The 23,794-nt window shown below is 63.6% G+C and carries 28 protein-coding genes; 13 read left to right on the top strand and 15 right to left on the bottom strand.

The genetic code is table 11. From position 1 onward, the window contains the following. The first annotated feature begins 14 nt into the window (after window positions 1–14). Together BM374_RS07350 and BM374_RS07345 are read left to right on the top strand one after the other, a co-directional pair. Window positions 15–737, top strand: a complete 723-nt coding sequence (locus BM374_RS07350) for an alpha/beta fold hydrolase (protein WP_092290548.1) — start codon at window positions 15–17, stop codon at window positions 735–737. Window positions 738–877: 140 nt separating this feature from the next. Further along, on the top strand, window positions 878–1,348 hold the full coding sequence (locus BM374_RS07345; RefSeq protein ID WP_092290546.1) for a GNAT family N-acetyltransferase: 471 nt from the start codon (window positions 878–880) through the stop codon (window positions 1,346–1,348). A gap of 135 nt (window positions 1,349–1,483) precedes the next feature. Here BM374_RS07345 and BM374_RS07340 read toward each other — a convergent pair whose 3' ends face one another. Next, a complete protein-coding gene (locus BM374_RS07340) occupies window positions 1,484–3,337 on the bottom strand; it encodes a potassium transporter Kup (protein ID WP_092290544.1) in 1,854 nt (617 codons plus the stop codon). Window positions 3,338–3,530: 193 nt separating this feature from the next. After that, window positions 3,531–3,788 carry a hypothetical protein gene (locus BM374_RS07335; protein ID WP_092290542.1) on the bottom strand — a complete coding sequence of 86 codons (258 nt, stop codon included), beginning with the start codon at window positions 3,786–3,788 and terminating at the stop codon, window positions 3,531–3,533. Window positions 3,789–3,849: 61 nt separating this feature from the next. On the opposite strand from BM374_RS07335, the gene BM374_RS07330 reads away from it, so the two are divergent. From BM374_RS07330 to queA, 6 genes are all read left to right on the top strand, one after another. Continuing rightward, the gene (locus BM374_RS07330; protein ID WP_143270161.1) at window positions 3,850–4,038 is read left to right on the top strand and encodes a hypothetical protein; all 189 of its coding nucleotides are present in this window, start codon (window positions 3,850–3,852) and stop codon (window positions 4,036–4,038) included. Between the two features lie 10 nt (window positions 4,039–4,048). After that, window positions 4,049–4,543 carry a pantetheine-phosphate adenylyltransferase gene (gene coaD / locus BM374_RS07325; protein ID WP_092290538.1) on the top strand — a complete coding sequence of 165 codons (495 nt, stop codon included), beginning with the start codon at window positions 4,049–4,051 and terminating at the stop codon, window positions 4,541–4,543. Window positions 4,544–4,582: 39 nt separating this feature from the next. Further along, window positions 4,583–5,173, top strand: coding sequence for a peptidylprolyl isomerase (locus BM374_RS07320; protein WP_092290536.1), 591 nt, complete (start codon window positions 4,583–4,585; stop codon window positions 5,171–5,173). 7 nt (window positions 5,174–5,180) lie between these two features. After that, a complete protein-coding gene (locus BM374_RS07315; protein WP_092290534.1) occupies window positions 5,181–5,591 on the top strand; it encodes a UCP034077 family protein in 411 nt (136 codons plus the stop codon). After that, the gene (locus BM374_RS07310; protein ID WP_092290532.1) at window positions 5,588–6,052 is read left to right on the top strand and encodes a peptidylprolyl isomerase; all 465 of its coding nucleotides are present in this window, start codon (window positions 5,588–5,590) and stop codon (window positions 6,050–6,052) included. Before BM374_RS07315 ends, BM374_RS07310 begins: the two co-directional genes overlap by 4 nt. A gap of 102 nt (window positions 6,053–6,154) precedes the next feature. Next, window positions 6,155–7,228: a tRNA preQ1(34) S-adenosylmethionine ribosyltransferase-isomerase QueA gene (queA, locus tag BM374_RS07305; protein WP_092290530.1), complete on the top strand. Its 1,074-nt coding sequence runs from the start codon at window positions 6,155–6,157 to the stop codon at window positions 7,226–7,228. Between the two features lie 95 nt (window positions 7,229–7,323). Here queA and BM374_RS07300 read toward each other — a convergent pair whose 3' ends face one another. The 4 genes from BM374_RS07300 to BM374_RS07285 form a co-directional block, all read right to left on the bottom strand. Beyond that, entirely contained in the window at window positions 7,324–8,361 is a 1,038-nt protein-coding gene (locus BM374_RS07300) for an aspartate-semialdehyde dehydrogenase (protein WP_092290528.1), read from the bottom strand. A 222-nt stretch (window positions 8,362–8,583) separates the two neighbouring features. After that, window positions 8,584–9,189 (bottom strand): PepSY domain-containing protein, encoded by a 606-nt coding sequence (locus tag BM374_RS07295; protein WP_092290526.1) that lies wholly within the window; start codon window positions 9,187–9,189, stop codon window positions 8,584–8,586. Between the two features lie 253 nt (window positions 9,190–9,442). Then, window positions 9,443–10,189 carry a TetR/AcrR family transcriptional regulator gene (locus BM374_RS07290; RefSeq protein ID WP_092290524.1) on the bottom strand — a complete coding sequence of 249 codons (747 nt, stop codon included), beginning with the start codon at window positions 10,187–10,189 and terminating at the stop codon, window positions 9,443–9,445. 145 nt (window positions 10,190–10,334) lie between these two features. Continuing rightward, on the bottom strand, window positions 10,335–11,429 hold the full coding sequence (locus BM374_RS07285; protein WP_244552540.1) for a patatin-like phospholipase family protein: 1,095 nt from the start codon (window positions 11,427–11,429) through the stop codon (window positions 10,335–10,337). Window positions 11,430–11,711: 282 nt separating this feature from the next. On the opposite strand from BM374_RS07285, the gene tgt reads away from it, so the two are divergent. Further along, window positions 11,712–12,845: a tRNA guanosine(34) transglycosylase Tgt gene (tgt, locus tag BM374_RS07280; protein WP_092290521.1), complete on the top strand. Its 1,134-nt coding sequence runs from the start codon at window positions 11,712–11,714 to the stop codon at window positions 12,843–12,845. Window positions 12,846–12,905: 60 nt separating this feature from the next. Here tgt and BM374_RS07275 read toward each other — a convergent pair whose 3' ends face one another. After that, complete coding sequence (locus tag BM374_RS07275; RefSeq protein WP_092290519.1) at window positions 12,906–13,124, bottom strand: hypothetical protein; 219 nt, start codon at window positions 13,122–13,124, stop codon at window positions 12,906–12,908. Between the two features lie 223 nt (window positions 13,125–13,347). On the opposite strand from BM374_RS07275, the gene cysK reads away from it, so the two are divergent. Then, entirely contained in the window at window positions 13,348–14,325 is a 978-nt protein-coding gene (gene cysK, locus BM374_RS07270; protein ID WP_092290517.1) for a cysteine synthase A, read from the top strand. Between the two features lie 3 nt (window positions 14,326–14,328). After that, window positions 14,329–14,568 carry a BrnA antitoxin family protein gene (locus BM374_RS07265; RefSeq protein ID WP_092290515.1) on the top strand — a complete coding sequence of 80 codons (240 nt, stop codon included), beginning with the start codon at window positions 14,329–14,331 and terminating at the stop codon, window positions 14,566–14,568. A 70-nt stretch (window positions 14,569–14,638) separates the two neighbouring features. Here the strand turns inward: BM374_RS07265 and BM374_RS07260 are convergent, their stop codons facing one another. The 5 genes from BM374_RS07260 to BM374_RS07240 form a co-directional block, all read right to left on the bottom strand. After that, window positions 14,639–16,057 (bottom strand): caspase family protein, encoded by a 1,419-nt coding sequence (locus tag BM374_RS07260; protein WP_177248163.1) that lies wholly within the window; start codon window positions 16,055–16,057, stop codon window positions 14,639–14,641. Window positions 16,058–16,260: 203 nt separating this feature from the next. Next, entirely contained in the window at window positions 16,261–17,136 is an 876-nt protein-coding gene (locus BM374_RS07255; RefSeq protein ID WP_092291822.1) for a DMT family transporter, read from the bottom strand. 272 nt (window positions 17,137–17,408) lie between these two features. Then, on the bottom strand, window positions 17,409–17,954 hold the full coding sequence (locus BM374_RS07250; RefSeq protein ID WP_177248162.1) for a hypothetical protein: 546 nt from the start codon (window positions 17,952–17,954) through the stop codon (window positions 17,409–17,411). After that, the gene (locus BM374_RS39310; protein WP_092290509.1) at window positions 17,899–18,249 is read right to left on the bottom strand and encodes a hypothetical protein; all 351 of its coding nucleotides are present in this window, start codon (window positions 18,247–18,249) and stop codon (window positions 17,899–17,901) included. Before BM374_RS39310 ends, BM374_RS07250 begins: the two co-directional genes overlap by 56 nt. Window positions 18,250–18,446: 197 nt before the next feature. Continuing rightward, window positions 18,447–19,034, bottom strand: a complete 588-nt coding sequence (locus tag BM374_RS07240) for a formyltransferase family protein (protein WP_092290507.1) — start codon at window positions 19,032–19,034, stop codon at window positions 18,447–18,449. A 353-nt stretch (window positions 19,035–19,387) separates the two neighbouring features. Between BM374_RS07240 and BM374_RS07235 the strand changes: the two genes are divergently transcribed. Continuing rightward, complete coding sequence (locus BM374_RS07235; RefSeq protein WP_092291820.1) at window positions 19,388–19,624, top strand: hypothetical protein; 237 nt, start codon at window positions 19,388–19,390, stop codon at window positions 19,622–19,624. 5 nt (window positions 19,625–19,629) lie between these two features. Here the strand turns inward: BM374_RS07235 and BM374_RS07230 are convergent, their stop codons facing one another. From BM374_RS07230 to BM374_RS07220, 3 genes are all read right to left on the bottom strand, one after another. After that, window positions 19,630–19,932, bottom strand: a complete 303-nt coding sequence (locus BM374_RS07230; protein WP_038932985.1) for a hypothetical protein — start codon at window positions 19,930–19,932, stop codon at window positions 19,630–19,632. Window positions 19,933–20,025: 93 nt separating this feature from the next. After that, a complete protein-coding gene (locus BM374_RS07225; RefSeq protein ID WP_092290505.1) occupies window positions 20,026–22,074 on the bottom strand; it encodes an acetoacetate--CoA ligase in 2,049 nt (682 codons plus the stop codon). A gap of 72 nt (window positions 22,075–22,146) precedes the next feature. Next, window positions 22,147–22,374 carry a hypothetical protein gene (locus BM374_RS07220; protein ID WP_092290503.1) on the bottom strand — a complete coding sequence of 76 codons (228 nt, stop codon included), beginning with the start codon at window positions 22,372–22,374 and terminating at the stop codon, window positions 22,147–22,149. Window positions 22,375–22,649: 275 nt separating this feature from the next. On the opposite strand from BM374_RS07220, the gene BM374_RS07215 reads away from it, so the two are divergent. Next, on the top strand, window positions 22,650–23,744 hold the full coding sequence (locus tag BM374_RS07215; protein WP_244552539.1) for an AI-2E family transporter: 1,095 nt from the start codon (window positions 22,650–22,652) through the stop codon (window positions 23,742–23,744). The last annotated feature ends 50 nt before the right edge of the window (window positions 23,745–23,794 follow it).

Here is a 23,794-nt window from a genome sequence, read left to right as displayed (position 1 = left end):
GCTGAAGATCAACAATGAATCCTTCAACTCCTCGAACCTTCGTTCTTGTGCATGGCGCGGGACATGGCGGTTGGTCCTGGAAGCGTGTTCGACGACTGCTCGCTGCCAAGGGGCATGAGGTGTTCACGCCAACCCTTACAGGCGTCGGTGAACGTTCCCATCTATTGGATCGAGGCATCACCCTTCACACTCACGTTGACGATGTTGTGAATCTTTTCAAATGGGAAGACATTCGTGACGCCGTGTTGGTCGGACACTCCTATGCTGGTTGGGTCATCACGGGAGCAACGGAGCACATCGGCGAGCGTCTCGCCGGGATCGTCTACATCGACGCTTTCCTGCCGGAAGACGGCCAGCGACCCTATGACGTTTTGCCGGAGCCTCAACAGACCGCGATCGCGGCTGCAATGGATCGGGGTGACCTAGGGAGACCCGGCGCGACCAGCACGCTGCTGAGGATTCAAAAAGCTGAAGATGCTGCGTGGGTGGACCAAAAGATGACGCCGCATCCTCTAGCCGTCACGATGGATAGGTTAAAATTGACCGGAGCCGTAGAACGAGTTGGGAAGAAGCTGTTCGTTCGCACGCCGCAGTTTGCGAGCCCGGCATACGACGCCGCACTTGAACGATGCAAAAACACCGAGGGCTGGCGAACAATGGTCCTTCACAATTGTGGTCACGACCCACAAATCGACTGCCCCGAAGTGGTGAGTGACTTGCTGGAAGAGATGCTTTGAGAACCGGCCCACGCTCGGCAACGTCCTTTAGACGAAGTCTGCTCAGGGTCAATCGGGCGCTTCTGCTTTGATCCCAGAGATCTCGGCTCATGAAACGGACTCGGCAGGTCAGCCATTCAAAACATCATAGAAAGCTGCATATGGATATGTCCGAGTTTTCGTTCAGACGCGCTGATCGGAAGGATGCAAAGGCGGTCTTTGAGCTGACTAAATCATCAATCAACGGCCTTGCCGCCGCATCTTATTCTCCGGCCCAAATCCGGAATTGGATGGGTGACCGCACGCCGGAATTTTACGAGAAGCTGATCGAAAACGGACGAATGACAGTATGCCTGCGTGGTGGCGCCGTCGTCGCTTTTGTCGATAGCGAGCCGGGCGAGGTAACCCGCCTGTTCGTTTTGCCGGAGGTCGCCGGCTTCGGACTAGGTAGACGCCTGCTGGAGATCGGCGTCGCAGAAGCTCGGGCGGGTCACACCGGAGCGATTAGGCTTGAAGCGACGCTCAATGCCGAAGGATTTTACAAGAAATTTGGCTTTCGGACCGTAGGCCGAGGCCACTTCTCTCACGGGTTGGGCGGCGATCTTATCGAGATTATACACATGGAGCTATAAGCACGTGACCGGCCACCCACATTCGATCGGCCCAGCAAAGCGCGGAAGGCGCTACGACAAAGTGCCTGCCCACGATCTCGCCTTCGCCCGACTTGCAGCAATCGGGCCGAAGCTGTGCGGTCATGAGTCTGCGTCCTAAATCTCCAGCTCGGTGCCGAACTCCACGACCTGCTTGGTCGGCACGCCGAAGAATGCGGCGGAGCGTTCGGCGTTGCGCTGGAGGAAGGCGAACAGGCCTTCGCGCCAGACCCACATGCCCGGAATGTCCTCGCGCGGGATGATGGTCTCGCGGCCGACATAATAGGTGACGTCGGCGAGCTCGATGCCGGGCAGCTTGCCCTGGCGGCAGACGAGCCCCAATCCCTCGTAGATCGTGGGGTTCTGCATGAAGCCGTAGTGCAGGATGACGCGGGTGATGCCGGGGATGATCTCGATCACCTCGGCGCGCTCCTCGTCCGGGATGTGAGGGGACTCCTCGATCAGCACCGTCACCAGCAGCACGCGCTCGTGCAGCACGTGGTTGTGCTTGACGAACTGGGTCAACGCGAGCGGCACGCCCCGTGGCGCAGACGCCAGGAACGCGGCGGCCCCGGGCAGCCTGGCGCGACACTTGTTGACGGCGGTCTCGATCAGGTCCTCCTCGGGCTGGCGCAACTTGGCGCGCGCAGCTTCGACCAGCTTCACGCCGGCACGCCAGGTCAGCATCAGGAAGGCGACGAGGCCGGCGAGCAGCAGCGGAAACCAGCCGCCCTCGAACAGCTTGATCGAGTTCGCCGCGAAGAAGATCAGATCGATCACGAAGAAGAAGCCGTTCACGGCCACCACCAGCCAGGGCGAAAAGCCCCACTGGATCGCGACCAGCGCGGCCAGGAGCGTGGTGATCGCCATCAGCAGTGACACCGCAATGCCATAGGCGCCGGCGAGAGCGTCGGAGGAGCCGAAGCTCAGGACCGCCCCTAGCGTTGCGGCTGCGAGGAGCCAGTTCACCAGCGGCACGTAGATCTGGCCGATCGCATCGCTGGTGGTGTGGCGGATCTGCATGCGCGGCAGGAAGCCGAGCTGGATCGATTGCTGGGTCAGAGAGAACACGCCGGAGATGATCGCCTGCGAGGCGATCACGGTCGCCACGGCCGAGAACGCGACCAGCAGATAGTGCAGGGCGTCGGGGCAGAGCTGGAAGAAGGGGTTCTCGATCATCGTGGGATCGGTGATGAGCAGCGCGGCCTGGCCGAAATAATTCAGCACCAGTGCGGGCAGGCAGATCGCAAACCAGGCGAGCCGGATCGGCAGGCGGCCGAAATGGCCCATGTCGGCATACATCGCCTCGCCACCGGTCACCGCGAGGAAGGCGGCGCCGAGGATCGCGAAGGAGACGTGGAAATCCTGATGAATCAGGAAGTCGAAAGCATAGAGCGGGCTGAGCGCGGCCAGCACCGCCGGAGCCTTGATGATGCCGTGGATGCCGAGCGCAGCCAGCACGACGAACCAGGCCAGCATCACAGGTCCGAAGATGCGGCCGATGAAGCCGGTGCCCTGCTTCTGCATCATGAACAGGCCGACCAGGATGGCGATGGTGATGGGCACCACCACGGGCGAGAGCGAGGGCGCGTCGACCTTGAGGCCTTCGATGGCTGACAGCACCGAGATCGCCGGCGTGATCGCTCCGTCTCCGTAGAGCAGGGCGGCGCCGATGAGGCCGACCACAAGCAGATGCGCGCGCCAGGTGCCCGGCTGGGCGTGGCGGGCATGCAGCAGTGCCAGCAGCGCGACGATACCGCCTTCGCCGCGGTTGTCCGCGCGCAGGATCAGCAGCGCGTATTTCAGTGAGATGATCAGCAGCAGGGCCCAGAGAATCAGCGAAGCAACGCCCAGGACAGCCTCGGGCGTTACGGTGCCGCCGTGAGCGGCCGCCTTGGCGGCTTCCTTCAAGGCGTAGAGCGGGCTGGTGCCGATATCGCCGTAGACCACCCCGAGGGCGCCCATGGTCATGGCAAGCGGTAGTGGATCGGGATGATGATGGCCGGAAGCAACTGCAGGCGTACTGGACAAAGGCAACCCCTCAATGGGATCGCGCCCGTCGGTCCATTCCGACGGGCGCGAGCAATTCCATACTCTGCGACGAGACGCCGCAAATATCCATGGGGTTTATAGTCGGCTACCTGACGCGAAGCTGACAGACCGCTTACGGAGTGCGATTGGCGGTCACCAGGCGAGCCTCGCGGACGTTGGCCTTAGTGCCGGCACGACGCAGGCAAGATGCCTCGAAGTTCGGCCAGGCCTGCTGCGAGCAGTCCCTGCCAATGGACTTGATGTCGAGCCGGTCGCCTTTGGCAAGCGGCTGCGGCACGCTGGCTTCGACGGTGGGAGCAAAACCCGGCAGGAGGGTGAGGGTAGCAGCAACGCACGCGGCGACAGCGATCGCTGAAAGAGCCTTGATCATTGACAGTCCCCTGTGATGCGGCCGCTACGCCCAGTTTGCGGCCCGTCATTCGTTGGGCGGATTGGATAACCATGACCAGTTTCCGGATGTCTTCACCGACGCCGGAAATGGTTTCGTTGGCATGCCGTTTTGTTTCGTGGCCGGCACGGGGACGAAACAAATCGGCCTGATCGGACGCGGTTTGGCGGAAAGCCGGCAGGAAACTGCCCTGGAACCGGCCCGGCTTGCCCGGCCGGGCCGGGCGGGGTAGGAGGAAGGCCATGCCGCGCATCGCCTTTTACCCGGGTTCCTTCGACCCCATCACCAACGGCCATCTGGACGTGATCCGGCATGCCGTTCCGCTCTGCGACCGGCTGGTTGTCGCCATCGGGGTCCACCCCGGCAAGAAGCCGCTGTTCTCTGCCGAGGAGCGGTTGAAAATGCTCCACGACGTCTGCGGGCCGATTGCGGCCCAGGCCGGCTGCGCGCTGGAGGCCACCACCTTCGACGACCTCTCGGTGACGGCCGCCCGCAAACACGGCGCGACCATCATGATTCGCGGCCTTCGTGACGGCACCGACCTCGACTACGAAATGCGGCTCGCCGGCATGAACGAGGCGATGGCGCCGGAGGTGCACACGGTCTTTCTGCCGGCGTCCCCGATGGTCCGCCCGATCGCCGCCACACTGGTGCGTCAGATCGCAGGCATGGGCGGCGATGTTTCGTCCTTCGTGCCGCCGCTCGTTGCATCCCTGCTCAAGGCCAAATTCGCCTGAAACGGCGCGCGTCTTCACCTCATCTGATCCGGAGTTTTCATGAACCGTCGTTTCGCAATTCTTGCCACGATGTTCGTCGCACTCGTGGCCGTCCCCTTGGGCGCGGTCCCGGCGGCGATGGCGCAGCAGCTGCCGACCAATCTCGACAAGGCCAATGCACTCGTCATCGACACCACCAAGGGCCGCATCGTCATCAAGCTCAGGACCGACCTGGCGCCGCAGCATGCCGAGCGCCTGAAGCAGCTCGCGCGCGAAGGGTTCTACAACAACGTGCCGTTCCACCGCGTGATGGACGGCTTCATGGCCCAAACCGGCGACGGCCAGAACGGTAACGGCACCGGCGGCTCGAAATATCCGAATCTGAAGCAGGAGTTTTCGAAGGTTCACTTCGCGCGCGGCGTTGTCGGCATGGCTCGTCGCGGCGACAGCGTCGATACCGCCAACTCGCAGTTCTTCATCATGTTCGCCGACGGCGGCAGCCTCGACGGCCAGTACACTGTGGTCGGTGAGGTCGTGCAGGGCATGGACGTGGTTGATAAGCTGAAGAAGGCACCAGCCGGCTCGCCGAGCGGCACCGTCACCGATCCCGACAAGATGGTGAAGGTGCAGGTCGCTTCGGACATCAAGTAGCGAGACGATGGCGCGCCGCGGCGACAGGCTCCTGTTCGCTGCAGCGGTGCTGCTGCTTGGCGTTAACAGTGCGGCCGCAGAGGACGCACCAGTCAACACGATCCAGGACCTCTTCCAGCATTTAAGGGCCTGCTGGAAGCCCCCGCCATCCAGCAAGGCTCGCCCACTCGACATCACCGTCGTCGTGAGCTTTAACCGGTCCGGAAACATTCTGGGCCATCCGAGGATTACCTATGAATCCGCGGAGGCCTCCGACAATGACCGGCTGCAATACCGGATCGCGGTCATGGAGGCGTTGCAACGCTGCACGCCGATGCCATTTACCGATGCAATGGCCGGCGCCGCCGCGGGACGTCCATTCGCGATCCAGTTCCGTAATCGGAAGACTTCACCCCCAACGCAAGAGAGACGAGCATGAGCGTCACCGAAAACACATTGATCCTCGAGACCACGCAGGGCCCCGTTACCATCGAGATGCGTCCGGACCTCGCGCCCGGCCACGTCGCGCGCATCAAGGAGCTGGTCCGCGAGGGCTTCTACGACGGTATCGTGTTCCATCGCGTGATCGACGGCTTCATGGCGCAGACCGGTTGCCCGCACGGCACTGGCACCGGCGGCTCGGGCAAAAAGCTGAAGGCCGAGTTCAACAAGGAGCCGCACGTGCGCGGCACCGCTTCGATGGCCCGCGCCGCGAGCCCCGATTCCGGCGACAGCCAGTTCTTCATCTGCTTCGACGACGCCCGCTTCCTCGACAACCAGTACACGGTATGGGGCAAGGTCACCGAGGGCATGGAGAACGTCGACAAGATCAAGCGCGGCGAGCCGGTGCAGAACCCCGACAAGATCGTCAAGGCGCGGATGGCGGCCGACAAGGAGTGACCGCTTAGCGGTCATTCCCGAGCGCGCGTAGCGCGAATCCGGAATCTCGAGATTCCGGGTTCGATGCTGCGCCTCGCCCCGGAATGACGGTGGTAGTGAGGCATGCGCACCGACCTCTTCGATTTCGACCTGCCGCCCGAGCGCATCGCGTTGCGCCCGGCGAACCCGCGCGATTCCGCCAAGATGCTGGTCGTCGAGGATGGCGCGCTCCGCGACCAGACGATCGCCGATTTGCCGCAATGGCTGAAGGCCGGCGACCAGCTTGTCGTCAACGACACCAAGGTGATCGCGGCGCAGCTTAGAGGACGCCGCATTGGCCGCGAGACCGAGCCGAAGATCGAGGCGACGCTGATCAAGCGGCTCGACGGCTCGCGCTGGCAGGCCCTGGTGAAGCCTGCAAAGAAGCTCGTCGCCGGCGACCGCATCCGCTTCGGCAATGAGGGCAAGGTCTGCCTGCTCGGCCATCTCGATGCCGAGGTCGAGGCCAAGGGCGGTGAAGGCGAGGTGACACTGTCATTCTCGTTCCACGGTCCTGCGCTCGATCAGGCGATCGCCGATCTCGGCAGCCCGCCGCTGCCGCCCTACATCGCCTCCAAGCGTACGGCCGACGATCAGGATCTCGCCGACTACCAGACCATGTTCGCGACGAACGAAGGCGCTGTCGCGGCGCCCACCGCGGGTCTGCATTTCACGCCTGCGCTCGAGCAGGCGCTGGAAGCGCGCGGCGTCGGCATCGTCAGAGTCACGCTGCATGTCGGGGCAGGGACCTTCCTGCCGGTCAAGGTCGATGACACCGATGCTCACAAGATGCATGCCGAGTGGGGCACAATCTCTGCCGAGACGGCGGACGCATTGAATGCCGCACGAAAGAACGGTGGTCGTATTGTTGCGGTCGGCACCACGTCGTTGCGGTTGCTGGAGAGCGCAGCGACGGAAGACGGCAGGATCCAGTCCTTCGCGGCGGAGACGTCGATCTTCATCACGCCGGGTTATCGCTTTCGTGCGGTCGACGTTTTGATGACGAACTTCCACTTGCCGAAGTCGACATTGTTCATGCTGGTGTCGGCGTTTGCGCGCCTCGACACGATGAAGCAGGCGTATGAGCACGCGATTGCGAACGGGTACCGGTTCTATTCGTATGGCGATGCGTGCTTGTTGTTTCGGGCAGAAGCGTAGGGTGGGTAGCCGCAAGGCGTAACCCACCACTTCTCCATCCCAGTGGACAGGGAGGTGGATTACGCCTTCGGCTAATCCACCCTACGCACTTTCCGCTACGCCATCACCCGCTGCGGCAACAGCTCCGCGATCTGCACAGCGTTGAGAGCCGCGCCCTTGAGCAGCTGATCGGCCGCCACGAACATCGAGATCGAATGGCCAGAGGGATCGCTGAGGTCCTTGCGGATGCGGCCGACAAGAACGTCGTCCTGACCCGAGGCGTCGATCGGCATCGGGAAGTGGTTCTTGACGCGATCGTCGACCACCTTCACGCCGGGCGCCTGCGCCATGATGGCGCGGACCTGATCCTCGGTGATCGGCTTCTCGCATTCGAAGGTGATGGCCTCGCAATGGGCGCGTAGCACCGGCACGCGCACGCAGGTGACGCCGATCGCGATCTTCTCGTCCTCGAAGATCTTGCCGGTTTCCTTGATGACCTTGGTCTCTTCGTCGTTGTAGCCGGTCTCGGGATCAACAGCCGTGTTATGGCTGAAGAGATTGAAGGCGTAGGGGTGCGGCATCACCTTGGGCGTATAGACCTGCCCGTTGAGATTGGCGCGGGTGGATTCGACAAGCTCGTCCATCGCAGCAGCGCCGGCGCCGGATGCCGCCTGGTAGGTCGAGATGATGACGCGCTTGATGCGGTTCTTCTGGTGGATCGGCCACAGCGGCACCAGCGCGGTGATCGCGGCGCAGTTCGGATTGGCGATGATGCCCTTGTGGTCGCGGATGCGATTGCCGTTCACCTCGGGGATCACGAGCGGCACATTCGGGTCCATGCGGAACGCGGAGGAGTTGTCGACGACGACGGCCCCGGCCTTGACCGCAAGTGGCGCGAACTTCTTGGAGATGCCGCTGCCCGCGGAGAACAGAGCGATGTCGACGCCGTCGAACGAACGCTCGGTCAACTCCTCGATGACAATGTTCTGGCCGCGGAACGACACCGTCTTGCCCGCCGAGCGGGCGCTGGCGAGCGCCTTCAGCTTGCTGACGCGAAAGCCGCGCTTGTCCATGGTGGCGATGAATTCGGCGCCCACTGCACCGGTGACGCCGACAATCGCGACGACGGGATCGTTACTCACTTTGTCCTCCATTGCATTTCGGTTGAGCTGGGATTTAGGCAACAAAAAAGCCCCGGACCATCGAGGGCGGGGCTTCGGTAGAGCTGATGCGTTTAAGTCGACGACTACGCGCGCACGCCTCCCCGGGCCCCTGGGGCCGTGGTGGTTTTGGTCATGCGTTTGGTGGTCGTGAACATGGCGGCGACTTATGCGGGAGAGTCCTGCGATCGTCAATGGCTTTCGGAGGGGCCGGCGCTATTTCCCCCGCACGCCCGGCGGCTCGAGAATGACCTCCTTGAGATCGTCGCCACTGATGACGACAATCGCGAAATTGAGCCGGCCGCGATCGCGCACCAGCCCGCCGCTGATGGCCTTGCCGGATGCCGCCTTCTCGGCGACGCGCACGGCATCGGCGAGGCGGTGCTTTATGGTGCCGAGCGCCGCGAGATTGCTGCGATCCTCAAGATCGAGCTCGGCCAGGGGCAGGGCGGCTTCGCCGCCCATGACTTCGCCAGTCGCCGCGTTGATGACGTTGCGCCAGATCCGGTCGTTGTGCAGGGTCTTGACCCGGTACACCGGTACGCCCGAGCCGCCGTCGAAGCTGACATCCGCGGTCGTCGCGCCGGCATGACGGGCCTCAGCAATGGCCATGGCCTGGCTGATCGAGATCGAGGAGCTGCGGAAGCGCTCGATCTCGCGGCTGACGGCCTGGCGGTCCGCCGTGGCGTCCCCATCTGTCTCATCGTGGAGCGCGGTGGGCGTTGAGCCCGCCGAGACGATGGCGCGGGCCGGCGCGGCGGCGAGCAGCCCCGACAGGGCAATCGCCAGCAAGCCTGCCACCCGTCGTTTTGTCGATCTCATGGTCCGAACCTCGACCAGTCAGTCTGCCGGATGTTCGTAAAGAATTCGCGGCCGACCTTGGGCACCGGCCGGCCGCGGAGCGTCGTGACGGACTGTACCCGTCGCGGCGATCTAAGCGGTCCGGTCCTCTTTTGGGGCTGGTGAAAAAAGTGGCCCGCACCGCTCTATAAACAAAACCATACCGTATCGTTTTATTTCGGTCAACGCAGCGGCCGTCGTCCCCACGGGACAAATCACGGGTCTCACGGAAATGTCAGCGGGAGGGGCGGCGCCGGGGAGCGGATTTGGGGATGATTTGGACGCGGTCGGCAGGTCCGATCGCGCCGGCCAGGAACAGCTTGATCGCCGCGCGCATCCGCTTCTCGGCGGCTTTCAGTTCCATCGGCGTGCCGAATGTCGCCATGCGGTGAGTGTGTCCGACGACGACATCGAGGAACACTTCTGCTGCGATCGTGGTGTCGTCGACGTCGAGCGCGCCTTGCGCCGCCAGATGGTCGAAGAAGCGCGCGGTGGTCGCGACGGCCTTCAGCCAGCCTTCTTCCTTGCCGAGCTTCGCGATGTCCGGAAAGTTGATGGCCTGCGACGTCATCATCCGGCTGAAAGCCATAGCGTCGGGCCCGCAGGTGAAATTGAGCATTTCGCGCCCGATCTCAACCAGTCGCTGCTCGACCGAAATGTCGGATGAGCTGCCGAGCTGCGTCTCGGCTGCGGCCGACAGTGGCGCGAGCCAGCGCGCGATCTCGCGCCTCAGCACGGCCGTGAACAGCCCGCGCTTGTCGCCGTATCGGGAATAGACCGTAGGCTTGCTGACGCGCGCCGCTTCCGCCACCGCGTCAAGCGAGGTCGCATCAAATCCGCGGTCGAGAAACAGGCGGGTGGCGACCTCGATCAGCCGCTGATCGCGCTCGATCGCAGCTGACTTCGTCGGCCGGCCGCCGCGCGATTTCGATACCTCGCGCCGAGGTGCTGCCGTTCTTGCCTTGGTCGCAGCCAATCCCATGCCCAATGTGCCCAATGATTCTTGCGCGACGGTGCCAGTGTTCATTGCTGTATAACGCGCAGCAAGCGGGGCGTCATCGCGAATCTGGCCGAATTGGCCGTATCGTCAACGGACTTGCACCACCGTCCGTTCCTGAGCGCGGATCTCAGGGCATCCGCGAGGTCCAGGCTTGGCCGGCGGCCGCTTTCTCGTATCCGTATTGGTAGAGCGCCCGCATATAGGCGGTGTCGAATCCCTCGGAAGGAGGCGCTGGATAATCGCGTTCGATATACGAGAGATGGAATCCGAGATGGTTACGCTGGGCGAAATCATAGGTCGAGAAGATGATCGAGCGTGTTTGCGACTGCGTGATCGAGGAGAGGCTGCGTGAGGCGACGTCGATCGTGCTGTTGGCGACGAGCTCGAAATTGCGTTCGATCTTCTTGTTGACGAGGATGTAGATGTCCATCTTCGCGTTGCCGGGCAGGCGCCCCTGAAGCAGCAGAGCTTCGGGCAAGGTCAGCACCGGGGCCGTCACGCCGCCATCGACATGCATCTCCTGAAACCTGCGCCCCCCGCCTTCGGCCTCGATCAGGATCGGCGGAAACACCAGGGGAATGCTGGCGGAGGCCGCCATCACGTCGCGAAACAGCTTGAGCGCTTCAGGCGTGCCGACCGCGGCGATCTTGCCCATGTCCCAGATCGCGGTGCGCTGGGTATCGAGATCCGTGGTGACGACCAATAACCGCCGGCCCCTGGCATTCTCACGGGCGACCTGCGCCATGATCTCGGGTCCGACATAACGGGCGACGAGCTCGCGCAACCGCGTATTGCCGAACAGGCCGGAGCCGAACAGCACGCGCATGATGCTGGGATCGTTCAGCAAGCTTTCGGCAATGCCGCTGGTGTAGAGCTCCCGCAGCGTGTCGTCATATTGTGGTCCAAGGAATGCAAAGGGCGCGATCAGGCCGCCGGTGCTGACACCCGAAACGACGGAGAAGGTCGGGCGATTATGCGCCACAGTCCAGCCGTTCAGCACGCCGACGCCATAGGCGCCATCGGCGCCGCCCCCTGACAGCGCCAGGTACGTTCTGCTCCCGGTCGCCTTGTCCTGTTCGAAGCCAAACCTGGTGACGGGTTCGTCGGCGTAGCGCCGCAGTCCGTCGATATCCAGCACGCGCGAACTGCCTGCGTCAGCTGCCGTATAGGGCGTGCGGGGGAGTGAGGTGCAGGCGGCGAGCGCCAGGCTGCACGCCAGCATCAGCCACCTGATCGGGCAGGCGACTGTCCGCCTTGTCCGGCCATCAGGGAGGGCCGACATTTCGGTCGAACTTGTGGGGAGGGGCATCGGTCGCTGGCTGACGATCACGCATCTACGGCCGCCGGCAATCTGCCGCGGCATCTCGTCCAGCCCCGGCTATTAAACTATACTGTATCGTTTTGTTTATCAAGTCGCGGAGCCGATCACGTCCATGTCAACGCTGTCCCAGTCTGGGGCATGGTGCGGGTTGATTGGCCCCGCCCGACACGCAATAAGCACGCCATGAATCTTCCCAATCATTTCGAGCTGCTCGCCACCGATGGTGCCGCGCGCACCGGCCGCCTGACCACGCCGCATGGCGTGGTGCGGACACCCGCCTTCATGCCGGTTGGCACTGCCGGCGCCATGAAGGGCATGCACTGGCGCGAGGTCCGCGAGGCGGGCGCCGACATCGTGCTCGGTAACACCTATCACCTGATGTTGCGCCCCGGCGCGGAGCGCATCAACGCCCTCGGCGGCCTGCAGCGCTTCACCGGCTGGAACGGGCCGATGCTGACGGATTCCGGCGGCTTCCAGGTCATGTCGCTGTCGGACCTGCGCAAGATCAGCGAGCACGCCGTCACCTTCCGCTCGCATATCGATGGCGCCAAGATCGAGCTGTCCCCGGAACGCTCGATCGAGGTCCAGCGCCTGCTGGGTTCCGACATTGCGATGCAGATGGACGAATGCGTGCGGCTGCCGGCGGAGCGCGACGATATCGACCGCGCGATGCGCCTGTCGCTGCGCTGGGCCGAGCGAAGCAAGCGCGCTTTCGAGAGCGCGCCTGACGGCTACATGCTGTTCGGCATCGTGCAGGGCGGCGACGTCCCGCCGCTGCGCCATGCCAGCGCGCAAGGCCTGGTCGAGATCGGCTTCCACGGCTATGCGATCGGCGGCCTGGCCGTCGGCGAGCCGCAGACGGTGATGTTGGCGATGATCGACGAGACCGCGCCGGCGCTGCCGACGGATCGGCCACGTTACCTCATGGGCGTCGGCACGCCCGACGACATTCTCGAGGCGGTGAAGCGCGGTGTCGACATGTTCGATTGCGTGATGCCGACGCGCAATGGCCGCCACGGCGTTGCCTTCACGCGCTTTGGCCAGGTGAACCTGCGCAATGCGCGTCACGCCGACGATCCGCGCCCGCTTGACGAGGAAAGTTCATGGCCGTCGGCCCGTAGTTGCGCGCGCGCCTATCTGCACCATCTCGTCAAGGCCGGCGAGACCCTCGGGGCCATGCTGCTGTCCGAAATCAATATCGCCTACTACCAGTCGCTGATGCAGGGCATCAGGGACGCGATCGCACACGGAACGTTCGACGATTTCTATCAGCGTACGCGCGAGGGCTGGGCGAGGGGCGACATCGCCCCGCGATAGAGCATGATCCGGAAAAGTGTGAAGCGGTTTTCCGTCAAGACCATGCTCAAACAAGCAACGCTAATTGCAGACGAGCCGCTGCTTGACGGCATGCTTGGTGACAAAGCCATAGCCGCAGTTGTCGCAGGTCCAGAGATAGCTGATCACGTGGTCTGAGATGTAGGCGGAAGCTTCGGCGGCGACCATGGAGTCGGCGCAGACGGGACAGGTGGGCAACTCGCTGCAACGCGGATCGCGTCTTGGCGCGACGGTCGACAACACTTCAGCAACTGCTGACATCGTGGTGACCTCCCTGGCTCGAGACCTAAGTCTAACATAAGCAGAATCAGTTGACGAGGTCGCAACACAAATGCGTTGGTTTTCTGATAATTATTGCACACGCGATTTTGCGATGCAGCGTATTTAACATGTGCCGCATTGTCGCTTGCGTGTCGTCACAAGCTGTCCGTAACTGCGCAAGCGCTCCGCTGGAAGCGCAAATTGTTGCCAAAGGGAGTTCATCATGGACGCATCGTCCACCACGGGTGCAGCGCACCAGCCCGGCCGCGGCCGGGTCTACTCTTCGATCGTCGAGGCTTTTGGCGACACGCCGATCGTACGCTTGCGCCGGCTGCCGGGCATGCACGGCGTCGACGCGACCATTCTGGCCAAGCTTGAATATTTCAATCCGGCCGCGAGCGTGAAGGACCGCATCGGCGCGGCCATGATCATCGCCATGGAGAAGGCGGGCATCATCAAGCCCGATACCGTGCTGATCGAGCCGACATCAGGCAATACCGGCATTGCGCTCGCTTTCGTCGCAGCGTCACGCGGTTACCGGTTGAAGCTGGTGATGCCGGAATCCATGTCGATCGAGCGGCGCAAGATGCTCGCCTTCCTCGGCGCCGAACTGGTGCTGACGCCGGCCGCGCAGGGGATGAAAGGCGCAATCGCAGCCGCCGAAGAGCTTCTGAAGACGACACCGAACTCGGTGATGCCGCAGCAGTTCAAGAACCTCGCCAATCCCGAGGTGCATCGCCGCACCACGGCGGAAGAGATATGGAATGACACATCGGGCAATATCGACTTCTTCGTCGCCGGTGTCGGTACCGGCGGCACCATCACGGGTGTCGGTCAGGTCCTGAAGCCGCGCAAGGCATCCTTGCGGGTGGTCGCGGTCGAGCCGGAGGAAAGCCCGGTGTTGTCAGGCGGCCAGCACACGCCGCACAAGATCCAGGGCATTGGCGCGGGCTTCGTGCCTGACATTCTCGATCGCTCCGTGATCGACGAGATCGTCAAGATCAATTCGACCACGGCGATCGACACGTCGCGGGCGCTGGCTCGGCATGAGGGCATTCCGGGTGGCATCTCCTCAGGCGCTGCGATCGCGGCCGCGCTCCAGATCGGCAAGCGGCCGGAAGCTGCAGGAAAAACCATCCTGGCGATCGTGCCGTCCTTCTCCGAGCGATATCTTTCGACCGCTCTGTTTGAAGGGATCTAGCATATGGCGGATCAACCGAGGCGGCCGCGGACGCTTGGCGACGCGAGGACCGAGGCCGAGGCAGCGTTCAAGAAGGTGACCGCCAAGGTCGCCGCGGCGCCGCCGAAGTCAAACGCGGTGCCTGGGATCAAGGAGCAGGTCACGCTGCGCATCGATCAGGACGTGCTCGAGTTCTTCCAGGAGGGCGGTCCTGGCTGGCAGGACCGCATCAATGAGGCGCTGCGCAAGGCGGCAGGGAAGTAACCTACTTCGTCGTAGCAACGAAAAAGCCCGGCGCGAGCCGGGCTTTTGTGTTTTGCGATCTGGTCTCGGCTCAGTGGCGGAACATGCCGCCCATCATGCCGCCGACCACGCCGCCCACGAAGGCCGCGCCGGCGGCATCACCTGCGCTGTTGCGGTGTTGAACCGGCGCGCTCTGGGTCGGGGCCGGCGCGGCGCGCCGTGCCGGCTTCGGGCTGTCCTCGCTCGCGGTCGTGGTGGACGCCACGATCTCGGAGAGCAGCGCCTTGTGCTGCAGCTTGTTGAGGAAGCCCGTGGACGGATAGCCGCGGGCAGCCTGCCAGCGCTTCAGCACTGAGCGGGTCTCGTCGTTGAACACGCCAGTCACCTTGGTATCGAAGCCGAGCCCGTTGAGGCGGCGCTGCACGTCGCGGCGCTGACCCTTGTCCAGGCCGATCTGGTCCTCGGTGAGCTGGCTGGCGTCCTCGGTGAAGGTGGCCGGATCGACGCCGGCATTGAGGTTACGGGTCGTGGTCGAGGGACCGTTCTGGATCGCGGCGAGCCGTGCCAGCGCCAGCGGCTTGAACTGGCCGTTGGGATAGGCGGAGAGGTAGGCGTTCAGCTCTTCGGCCTTGTTGGATTCTTTCACCGAGCGCCAGAACTCGACTTCAGTCTCGGAGCCGCCGGTCGCTGCGGCTGGCGCGGCGGTTGCCGTGGGTGTGGCGTTGGCCACCTGGGTCGCCGGCCCCTGGTTGAGGTAGACTGCGCCGATCAGGTTGGTGTGCCCCCAGGGCAGTTGGCCCTTGTGGGTCTCTTCATTGACCTGGGCACGCACAGAGGTCATCGCCTGCTGGATCTCGACGCCGGGCTTGGTGATGTTATCGATCAGCGCGCGGGTGAACGGGCTGTTGTTACCCTCCTGGCCGTCGAGCGCAGTCTGGCCTGGGCCGGTGGCGAAGGCAATCAGCGTGCCTTCGCCGGACTTCATCTCGGCGAGACCGCTACCCACGTTGACGCTGCGGGTCGCCGAGTTCGACTTGATCTTGGCGGCGAAGGGATTGTCGCGGCAGGCGTCGAGAAACACCAGCTTGACCTTGGCATCGCCCATGGTCTGGTCGAGCGTCAGGTCGATGTTGATGGCGGCCCCGAGCTTGACGTCCATCTCCGACTTGATGTCGGCATCGACGGGCAGGAGATAGTTGGTGCCGCCGACGGCGATGCCATGGCCGGCATAATAGAACACCGCGATGTCGGAGCCCTGCGCCTTGCGGCCGAAATCCAGCAGCTTCTCCGTCATCTGGTCGCGCGTGAGGTTGGATCCTTCGATCACCTCGAAGCCGACGTTGCGCAGCGTCGATGCCATCGCCTTGGCGTCAATCGGCGGGTTCGGCAATTGCGCGACGTTCTTGTAGGCGCCGTTGCCGACGACGAAAGCTACGCGGCGGTCGGCTTTCGCGACGCTGACCGACAGCGCCAGGCACATCAGCGAAACGATGATGGTGAGAGAGCGCATCTGAAATCCCCAGAATCGAATTGCAGGCAGCAACAAATTGGCGGCGAAGCTACACGAACTGCCCGACTTTACGCCACCCAAACGACACGGCGTTTGGTTCAACCCATTGCTGTGTGGCCGAACGCGCACGTGGAATGCCTGCTCCAACGTGATCCAAATCACGCTCGACTACTTTGTTGTGTCGCGCGAGGCCGCGTCCGGGTTCACTGCGCGCGGGCGGGAACCGGCGCGACGGGCTTTAGATTCAGGAGATTGCCAAACAGGATCAGGGCCGCGCCCAGCACGGTCCAGGCGTCGAGCCGCTCGGAATAGAGCAGCCAGCCGGCGGTCGCGGTGAGGGGAACTCGCAGGAAGTCCATGGGGACCACGATGGTTGCATCCGCGTACCGCAGCGCGCTGGCGAGGCAATAGTGCGAAAAAGTGCCGCAGACCCCGATCACGAAGAGCCAGCCCCAGAGCGTGGCTGAGGGCCAGGTCCAGACATGGAGCGTCGGCAGCAGGCCCATGACCATCTGCACCACGATCATCCAGAACAGGATCGACAATGCGCTCTCGGTGCGCGTCAACGACTTCGCCAAAGCCATGGAGATGCTGAAGCCGATCGCGGCCCCGAGCGCGATCAACTGGCCCGGATTGATCTCGCCGGTAGCGGGCCGCACGATCATGACGACGCCGACAATGCCGAGCACGACGGCGGCGATCTTCCAGCTGGTCATGCGCTCGGACAGGAACGTTGCGGCGAGCAGCGCGGTCCAGATCGGCATCGTGAACTCGATCGCGACGACCTGGCCGATACCGATCAGCGTCAACGCATAGAACCAGCCGAGCTGCGCGAAATAATGCACTCCGTTGCGGGCGATATGCTGGGGCAGGCGTTTGGTTTTGACCGCCTTGAAGCCGCCGGCCCGATAGATGATCGGCAACAGCAACGTGAAGCCGATCAGCGAGCGCACCTCCATGATTTGAAAGACGCTCAAGTCGCGCGTGGTCTCGCGCCCCGCGACCGCCATGACCAGCATCAGGGACAGCCATCCGGCCATCCACAGGGCGGCCATGGTTTTGGACGGTGTTGCGCTCATCGGTGCGGGATGGGAGATCGAATCTGAGGGGAGGCCGGTATCGGCGACATCGCCGGCCTTTGCAACGGCCAAATCTGCGGATGCAGCGATGCACAGCGGTCTGACAGGAGACGGTCGGGCGCAACTTCCCGCTGTCGACACTACTCTCTATCGGCGATTGGAAGCCTCGTCGACCTCAGGGGCCAAGGTTGAGGTCAAGGTCACGGCATTCGCGCCTGGCGCAAAAAACAACCCGGCGAGGTCGCCGGGTTGATGTCTCGAGCGCGGCTCTTTCAGCGCGTCATTGAGATGTTGGCGCCGCGGAACTGGCTGTCCGCGCGCATCGTGACGGTCTGCTTGTTGCCGCTCGTCCTCAGCGCGATGTTGGCGTTGAAGCCGGCGGCAGAAACGACCACTTCAAAGTTCCCGCCAGCGCCGCGGCCCTCGAGCGAGCCGGAGATGTTGCGGCTGGACTCGGACCAGCTCCCGGTAATCGCATTACCCGCCGACTGAACGTTGGCGGAAAGGATGAACTTGTAGGCGTCGCTGGCGCAAGTCAGCGTCATTTCCATGGTCGGCCCGATGGGAGCGTATTTGGCTCGGCAACGGATGCGTTCCGTCGATCCGTCCTCGAGGCTGACGGTGCCGCCACCGCTCCAGCTGCCCGCCATCGGGGCGAACGGGCCCGACTGGGCCTTGCTTTCGGAGGCGGCGAGTCCTGCCGTAAACAAAACGGCGGCCGCGATCAGCAGCCGCCGGTTCCAGGCGCGAGCCTCGGTTGATTTATTGGCGCGATGCTTCCCACCGCCCGCTGCATGGTATGCCTGCAGATGCTCCATTCCACTTCCCCGATCCGGCGTTGCCGCTGAGTTGACCGTTAGCATATGCACCATTGATCGAAACTTTCACAAGACCCCCGCTGCCGATGGTGCCGGAAACGTTAGCGCCGGGCGCGGTGATCTTGCCGTCGGCAACCGTCAGCATGGAGCTTGCGGTCGGCTCGCAGGAGCCGGTCTTGGTCACGATCGTGACCTGCCAATTGCCGTCATAGGGGGTCTGAGCTATCGCGGGAGCAGCGAGGGTACCGGCAAAAACTGAAGCGGCACAGAACGCCGCGATGCGAGCAAAACGCATGAATTCCGTCCTTGAATCTGTCTGATATGCTGACACTTATTCGGGCGAAATGTGACGGAAATTTGGTGCAATGCAAAGTCGAAAATTGTTCCTGTGGAAACAATGGTTTATTTGCATTTCCGGCTCCCCATTTTGGAAGCGAAATCAAAGCCCCTCGCGTTAATCGTTAACGTCGGGAGCCACTCGGAAGAGGCCGGTTAGGACAGGCTCGGCGCGGAGGTCGCGAACTGCTCGTCCTGGGGCTTGGCCGGGAGAGCTTTGTGCACCTTGGCATAATCGATCACGTCGGCCAGCAGCTTGAGGCCGAGCGGCGCCAGCGCGCGCTCCCAGAGCTCGCGCGCGGTCTCGCCCTTCTTCACGAAGCACCAGTCCTGGGCGGCGATGGCGCCGGCGTCCATACGGTCGGCGAGGTGATAGATCGTGCCGCCGGCGATCGGATCGCTTTCCTTGATGGTCCACTCCACAGCGGCCTTGCCGCGGTGGCGCGGCAGCAGCGAGGGGTGATAGCCGATGCCGCCGAGCTTCGCTGCCGCCAGCGCGTCCTTGCCGATCCGCGCATGGCTGTGGGCGGTGATGATCAGATCGGTGTCGGGAGCGATCTCGGAGGCCACCACCAGCTTGGGGTTGGCCTGCACCACCACCTCGATGCCGGCGGCTTTCGCGGCTGCAGCCAAGCGGTCATCGGCGTCAGCCACCACGACCCGCACGATGCCAACGCCGTGCTCGCGGAGCATGTTCAGGGTCATCACGCCGAAATGGCGGGAGCCGACGAGGGTAATGCGCATGGGTGTCCGATCCGTCTCGCAGCTGCGTCATCCCTCCGATAACACGTCAGGCTGTCGTGTCACCACCCGCGCCGCATTTGCGCCGGTTATCAACAATGCGAAGGGTACGGGAGGAATGAACGTGGCCGGCCTAATTTCATTCCGGACCTGTTTTCGAACCCGGCTTTGCCCGCTGGCCTGATCGGCGGCGGCTTTTTTGTTCTTGCCATCGCGAAATCATCAAACGGTAACGCGTTCTCAACTTCGCCGTCGTATCGACGAATCCGTCGCGGATTTGTATTGCGTACCGCGACACCAAAAATGTCCCGCCGGCGTGGGTGCGCCGCGCGGGCATTTTTGCCGGGACCGATTTCATGTCGAATGCAATTGCGCAGATCGTGGACGCCTATGTGCGGCTGAAGAACCGTCGTGGCCTCGACGAGCTGATGATGCACAGGCAGCGGCTCGCCGTCGATTTGAAGAGCAGGTCGGGCAGCTACGATTTCAGCCTGCCGATCAGCAAGATCGACGAGGAGATCGCGATCATCGAGGAAGGTCTCCGCCGGCTGAAGGCCGAATCCTCTGATACCGATACGGTCCGTGGGATCTGACGCGCTCAGTCGCGTCGGCCGCCATCGATCACGGTGAAGAGCGGCCGCGCCGGAGTCGGCTCGACCAGCAACTCCTCCACCAGCGCCGTTGCTGCATCGACATATTTGCGCGTCGGCTTGTCGAGCTCACGTTGCGCCTCGTCGTCGAGCGCCACCTTGGCGGCCTCGACCAGCTTGCGCATCCGCGCGGCGTGATCGTCACCCGCCGTCAGCGTCGCGCGCGCCAGCGAGCGCAGCACGAACAGCTCGCCTTCAAGGCGGAGCAGGCGGTCGTTGAGCCTGGTGAGGACGGCGTTGAGGTCGGCCATTGCTGCCGTTCGTTGCGGAAGAATCCTGTCTGATCTAGCGACGATCGGTGAACGGACTCCAAACGTGATCGGCGCAATTGGGCCGATCTCCCATCAGGCCTTGTTCCGGGCCAGATAGTCGCGTGCGAAGGCCAGATACCAGTCGAGGCAGGCCGGATTGGCCATCGCCTCCTTGTTGATGACCTTCTCGACGGGTTGGCCGAGCAGGAGCTTCTTTATCGGCAGTTCCTGTTTCTTGCCCGATAGCGTGCGCGGGATCTCGGCTACGGCGAAGATCTCGTTCGGCAGGAATCTACGGGAGAGACCGGCCTCGATCGCCTTGTTGATCTTGGCCCGCATCGCATCGTCGAAAGCAACGCCGTCGCGCAACACCACGAATAGCGGCATGTAGCTGTCGCGGCCGAGATATTCGAGGTCGACGACGAGGCTGTCGAGCACCTCGGGCAGCGCCTCGATGGCGGAATAGAGCTCGCTCGTGCCCATGCGCAGCCCGTGCCGGTTGATCGTCGCGTCGCTGCGGCCATAGATGACGCAGGAGCCGTCCGGGTTGACCTTGAGCCAGTCGCCGTGCCGCCACACCGGCCCGCGGCCGCTCCCGTCGAAATTGTCAGGATAGGTCTCGAAATAGCTGGCCCGATAGCGCGCACCGTCCTTGTCGTTCCAGAAGTAGAGCGGCATTGACGGCATCGGTTCGGTGCAGACGAGTTCGCCGACCTCGCCGATCACGGCACGGCCTTGCTCGCTGAAAGCTTCGACCGCAGCTCCCAGGAGACGGCACTGCATCGCGCCCGGTGTCTGCGGCAATTCCCTGTTACCTCCGATGAAGGCGCCGGCGAAATCGGTGCCGCCGGAGATGTTCGCCCACCAGATGTCCGCCTGCGCCGTGTTGCCGTTTGTTTTCGACAGTGCAGCGAAGCGCGCGTTGAACCAGGCTTGCGTGTCGGCGCTGAGCGGCGAGCCGGTCGAGCCGAGGCAGCGCAGCCGCGAGAGGTCGCCGGCGGCGGCAAGATCGATCTCGGCCTTGGCGCAGCTCGCGAAGAACGCCGCGCCCGCGCCGAAGAAGGTCGCTTTGGACTGCGCCACGAAGCGCCACAACGTGGACCAGTCCGGCTTGTCCTTGGTGCCGCCGGGGCTGCCGTCGAAAATGCAGCAAGTGGTACCGCTGAGCAGTCCGCCGACCTGGCTATTCCACATGATCCAGCCGGTCGAAGAGTACCAGTGATAGCGCTCGCCGAACGAATTCTCGTGATAGGAGCAGCCGAGGTCGTTGTGCAGGCCGAGCAGCGCCAGCACGACGATGATGATGCCGCCGTGGCCGTGCACGATCGGTTTCGGCAGGCCCGTGGTGCCGCTGGAATAGACGATCCAGAGCGGATGATCGAATGGCAGCCACATTGGCTCGAATGCGTCGATCGCGGCGCCCGTCCTTGCGGTGATGTCGGAGAGCAGCGCGTCCGGGGCTTCGGGTGCGGCGGCTTCGCTGTGCAGGATGACATGCTCGACTGATGGCAGCGATCGTCGCAGCTCGGCGACCACCTCATTGCGATCATGGCGGCGTCCGGCATAGGTGACGGCGTCGCAGGCAATCAGCACCTTTGGCTCGATCTGCTTGAAGCGGTCGATCACAGCGGGCGCCGCCATGTCGGGCGCGCAGACGCTCCAGACCGCACCGATGCTGGCGCTAGCGAGAAACGCGACGATGGTTTCGGGGATGTTGGGCAGATAGGCCGCGACGCGGTCGCCCGGCTGGATACCCCAGTCCTTCAGGTGCAGCGCGAGCGCGGCGGCTTTGCGCCGCAGCTCCGGCCAACTCGTCTCGACAAGCCGGCCGTCTTCGCCGCTGCTGACGATCGCGGGCAGGCCGGCGGCGTGCGCGGCGTCCACATGCCGGAACACCTGCCGCGCGTAGTTGACCTGCGCGCCGGGAAACCAGACTGCGCCGGGCATCTTGCGCTCGGCGATGACGGCCGCAAACGGCGTCGGCGATTGCAGATCGTAATAGTCCCAGATGCTGCGCCAGAACGCATCGAGATCGCGCACCGACCATTGCCGCATCTCCTCGTAGTTCGAGAATGTGAGACCCCGCTGCTCGGCGAGCCAGTTGCGATAGAGGGCGATCTGCGGGACGAAAGGAGAGGTCATTGCGTGCCGGCTTCGGTTGCGGGGGGAATCCAGCCCGCACCGTAGCCTAGCAGAAGCCGCTCGCGCAGCTGCCTAATACTGCACGCCGGCCCAGCGCCTGCCGAACACCGGCGGCTTGGTCTTCACCGCTTGCCAGTCGAAGAAATGATGCTTGCCGGACCAGCTGTGCACCACGCCGCTGCAGATCCTGCATTTGAAGCTGCCGGCATGCGGCTCGGCGTGCTCCTCCCGGGTTGCGGTGTAGCTCATGCTGCAACCCGAGCAGGTGAATTCTTCGGTCGTCCAGATACTGTTGGCCATTGCACTTCGGTGTTCTTGGATGCGCTGAAGGAAGCGTAGGTGCGAGCCTTTGCATCGGCGTAAACCGGTCAGAGGAAATCCGGTTAATCGCTGTTAGGAAAACTGGCGCGCGGCGCCAATCCTGGCGTATTTTCTGGATCCAGGAGGGCTGCCGGGCCGGACGGGACAGCGGCGCCCGGACCCGCTCGTCTTGACGGCCGGCGCGGGGCTGGCAATAACGCATGCCCGCGCAAGCGCCGGGAACCCGCGTTGATGCCGCAAGGAAAGCCCTGCCTGTGAAAAGTCTGCGTCAGCTCCTGACGGGCGAGGATGTCATTCAGCTGGTGATCCGGCTTGGCCTGCTGGCGCTGCTGATCATCTGGACCTTCCTGATCATCCGGCCGTTCGTGCCGATCCTGGCCTGGAGCTTCGTGCTCGCGGTGGCGTTCTATCCAGCGTTCAGCTGGGTTGCCAAAATACTGGGCGGGCGGCCCAAGACCGCGGCTGCGATCCTGACCCTGATCACGCTCGCCATCGTCCTCGGCCCGGCCACTTGGCTCGGCCTCAGTGCCGTGGATGGGGTGAGGGAGCTTGCGCACCAACTCGGCACCGGTGATCTCGCGCTCCAGTCGGCGCCGGAGCAGATCAAATCGTGGCCCCTGATCGGGCCGACCCTCTACGAGCTCTGGGACCAGGCCTACAACAACATCCGCGCCGTGCTCCGCGAGGTCGCGCCGTATCTCCAGCCGCTGGCGGGACCGCTCCTGGTGCTCGCCGGCGATGCCAGCCTCGGCACGCTGCAGTTCCTGGTCTCGGTGTTCGTGGCCGGTTTCCTGTTTCCCCACGGACCCCGTCTGGTTGCCGCCGGACGCGGCTTCCTGTCGCGTATCGTGCCCGAGCAGAGCGAGCATTTCCTCGAGCTCGGCGGCGCCACCATCCGCGCCGTGGCGCAGGGCGTGATCGGCGTCGCCATTGTGCAGGCACTGCTCGCCGGTGTCGGCTTCAAGCTCGCGGCGGTGCCGAGCGCCGGCCTGCTCGCCTTCATCGTGTTGCTGCTGTCCATCGTGCAGATCGGCGCCTTCCTCGTGCTGCTGCCTGTCATCATCTGGATCTGGACCGCCAAGGACGTGACCACGGCGCTGGTGCTCACCGTATTCTTCGTCGTCGTCGGCTTCATCGACACCATGCTGAAGCCGCTGGTGATGGGACGCGGTCTCAATACGCCGACGATCGTGATCTTCGTCGGCGTGATTGGCGGTACGCTCGCCCACGGTATTGTCGGCTTGTTCATCGGGCCGATCATCCTGTCGGTGGCCTGGGAGATGGCGGCTGCATGGATCGGGACGGCGTCGAAGCGGGCCGCCGAGCCGCCCATCGCCGACGAGACCTGATCGCGCGTCACGCGCATTTCGCAAGATGTGGACAATTGCCGGGGGTGGCA

It is taken from the genome of Bradyrhizobium sp. Ghvi (assembly GCF_900115265.1).
GTDB lineage: Bacteria > Pseudomonadota > Alphaproteobacteria > Rhizobiales > Xanthobacteraceae > Bradyrhizobium.
This window is presented reverse-complemented; position numbering and strand designations above follow the sequence as displayed.

Coding starts and splice junctions, on each gene's coding strand:
- BM374_RS07350 (WP_092290548.1), top strand. CDS start 15: ATGAATCCTTCAACTCCTCGAACCTTCGTTCTTGTGCATGGCGCGGGA.
- BM374_RS07345 (WP_092290546.1), top strand. CDS start 878: ATGGATATGTCCGAGTTTTCGTTCAGACGCGCTGATCGGAAGGATGCA.
- BM374_RS07340 (WP_092290544.1), bottom strand. CDS start 3,337: ATGACCATGGGCGCCCTCGGGGTGGTCTACGGCGATATCGGCACCAGC.
- BM374_RS07335 (WP_092290542.1), bottom strand. CDS start 3,788: ATGATCAAGGCTCTTTCAGCGATCGCTGTCGCCGCGTGCGTTGCTGCT.
- coaD (WP_092290538.1), top strand. CDS start 4,049: ATGCCGCGCATCGCCTTTTACCCGGGTTCCTTCGACCCCATCACCAAC.
- BM374_RS07320 (WP_092290536.1), top strand. CDS start 4,583: ATGAACCGTCGTTTCGCAATTCTTGCCACGATGTTCGTCGCACTCGTG.
- BM374_RS07315 (WP_092290534.1), top strand. CDS start 5,181: ATGGCGCGCCGCGGCGACAGGCTCCTGTTCGCTGCAGCGGTGCTGCTG.
- BM374_RS07310 (WP_092290532.1), top strand. CDS start 5,588: ATGAGCGTCACCGAAAACACATTGATCCTCGAGACCACGCAGGGCCCC.
- queA (WP_092290530.1), top strand. CDS start 6,155: ATGCGCACCGACCTCTTCGATTTCGACCTGCCGCCCGAGCGCATCGCG.
- BM374_RS07300 (WP_092290528.1), bottom strand. CDS start 8,361: ATGGAGGACAAAGTGAGTAACGATCCCGTCGTCGCGATTGTCGGCGTC.
- BM374_RS07295 (WP_092290526.1), bottom strand. CDS start 9,189: ATGAGATCGACAAAACGACGGGTGGCAGGCTTGCTGGCGATTGCCCTG.
- BM374_RS07290 (WP_092290524.1), bottom strand. CDS start 10,189: ATGGGATTGGCTGCGACCAAGGCAAGAACGGCAGCACCTCGGCGCGAG.
- BM374_RS07285 (WP_244552540.1), bottom strand. CDS start 11,429: ATGCTGGCGTGCAGCCTGGCGCTCGCCGCCTGCACCTCACTCCCCCGC.
- tgt (WP_092290521.1), top strand. CDS start 11,712: ATGAATCTTCCCAATCATTTCGAGCTGCTCGCCACCGATGGTGCCGCG.
- BM374_RS07275 (WP_092290519.1), bottom strand. CDS start 13,124: ATGTCAGCAGTTGCTGAAGTGTTGTCGACCGTCGCGCCAAGACGCGAT.
- cysK (WP_092290517.1), top strand. CDS start 13,348: ATGGACGCATCGTCCACCACGGGTGCAGCGCACCAGCCCGGCCGCGGC.
- BM374_RS07265 (WP_092290515.1), top strand. CDS start 14,329: ATGGCGGATCAACCGAGGCGGCCGCGGACGCTTGGCGACGCGAGGACC.
- BM374_RS07260 (WP_177248163.1), bottom strand. CDS start 16,057: ATGCGCTCTCTCACCATCATCGTTTCGCTGATGTGCCTGGCGCTGTCG.
- BM374_RS07255 (WP_092291822.1), bottom strand. CDS start 17,136: ATGAGCGCAACACCGTCCAAAACCATGGCCGCCCTGTGGATGGCCGGA.
- BM374_RS07250 (WP_177248162.1), bottom strand. CDS start 17,954: ATGGAGCATCTGCAGGCATACCATGCAGCGGGCGGTGGGAAGCATCGC.
- BM374_RS39310 (WP_092290509.1), bottom strand. CDS start 18,249: ATGCGTTTTGCTCGCATCGCGGCGTTCTGTGCCGCTTCAGTTTTTGCC.
- BM374_RS07240 (WP_092290507.1), bottom strand. CDS start 19,034: ATGCGCATTACCCTCGTCGGCTCCCGCCATTTCGGCGTGATGACCCTG.
- BM374_RS07235 (WP_092291820.1), top strand. CDS start 19,388: ATGTCGAATGCAATTGCGCAGATCGTGGACGCCTATGTGCGGCTGAAG.
- BM374_RS07230 (WP_038932985.1), bottom strand. CDS start 19,932: ATGGCCGACCTCAACGCCGTCCTCACCAGGCTCAACGACCGCCTGCTC.
- BM374_RS07225 (WP_092290505.1), bottom strand. CDS start 22,074: ATGACCTCTCCTTTCGTCCCGCAGATCGCCCTCTATCGCAACTGGCTC.
- BM374_RS07220 (WP_092290503.1), bottom strand. CDS start 22,374: ATGGCCAACAGTATCTGGACGACCGAAGAATTCACCTGCTCGGGTTGC.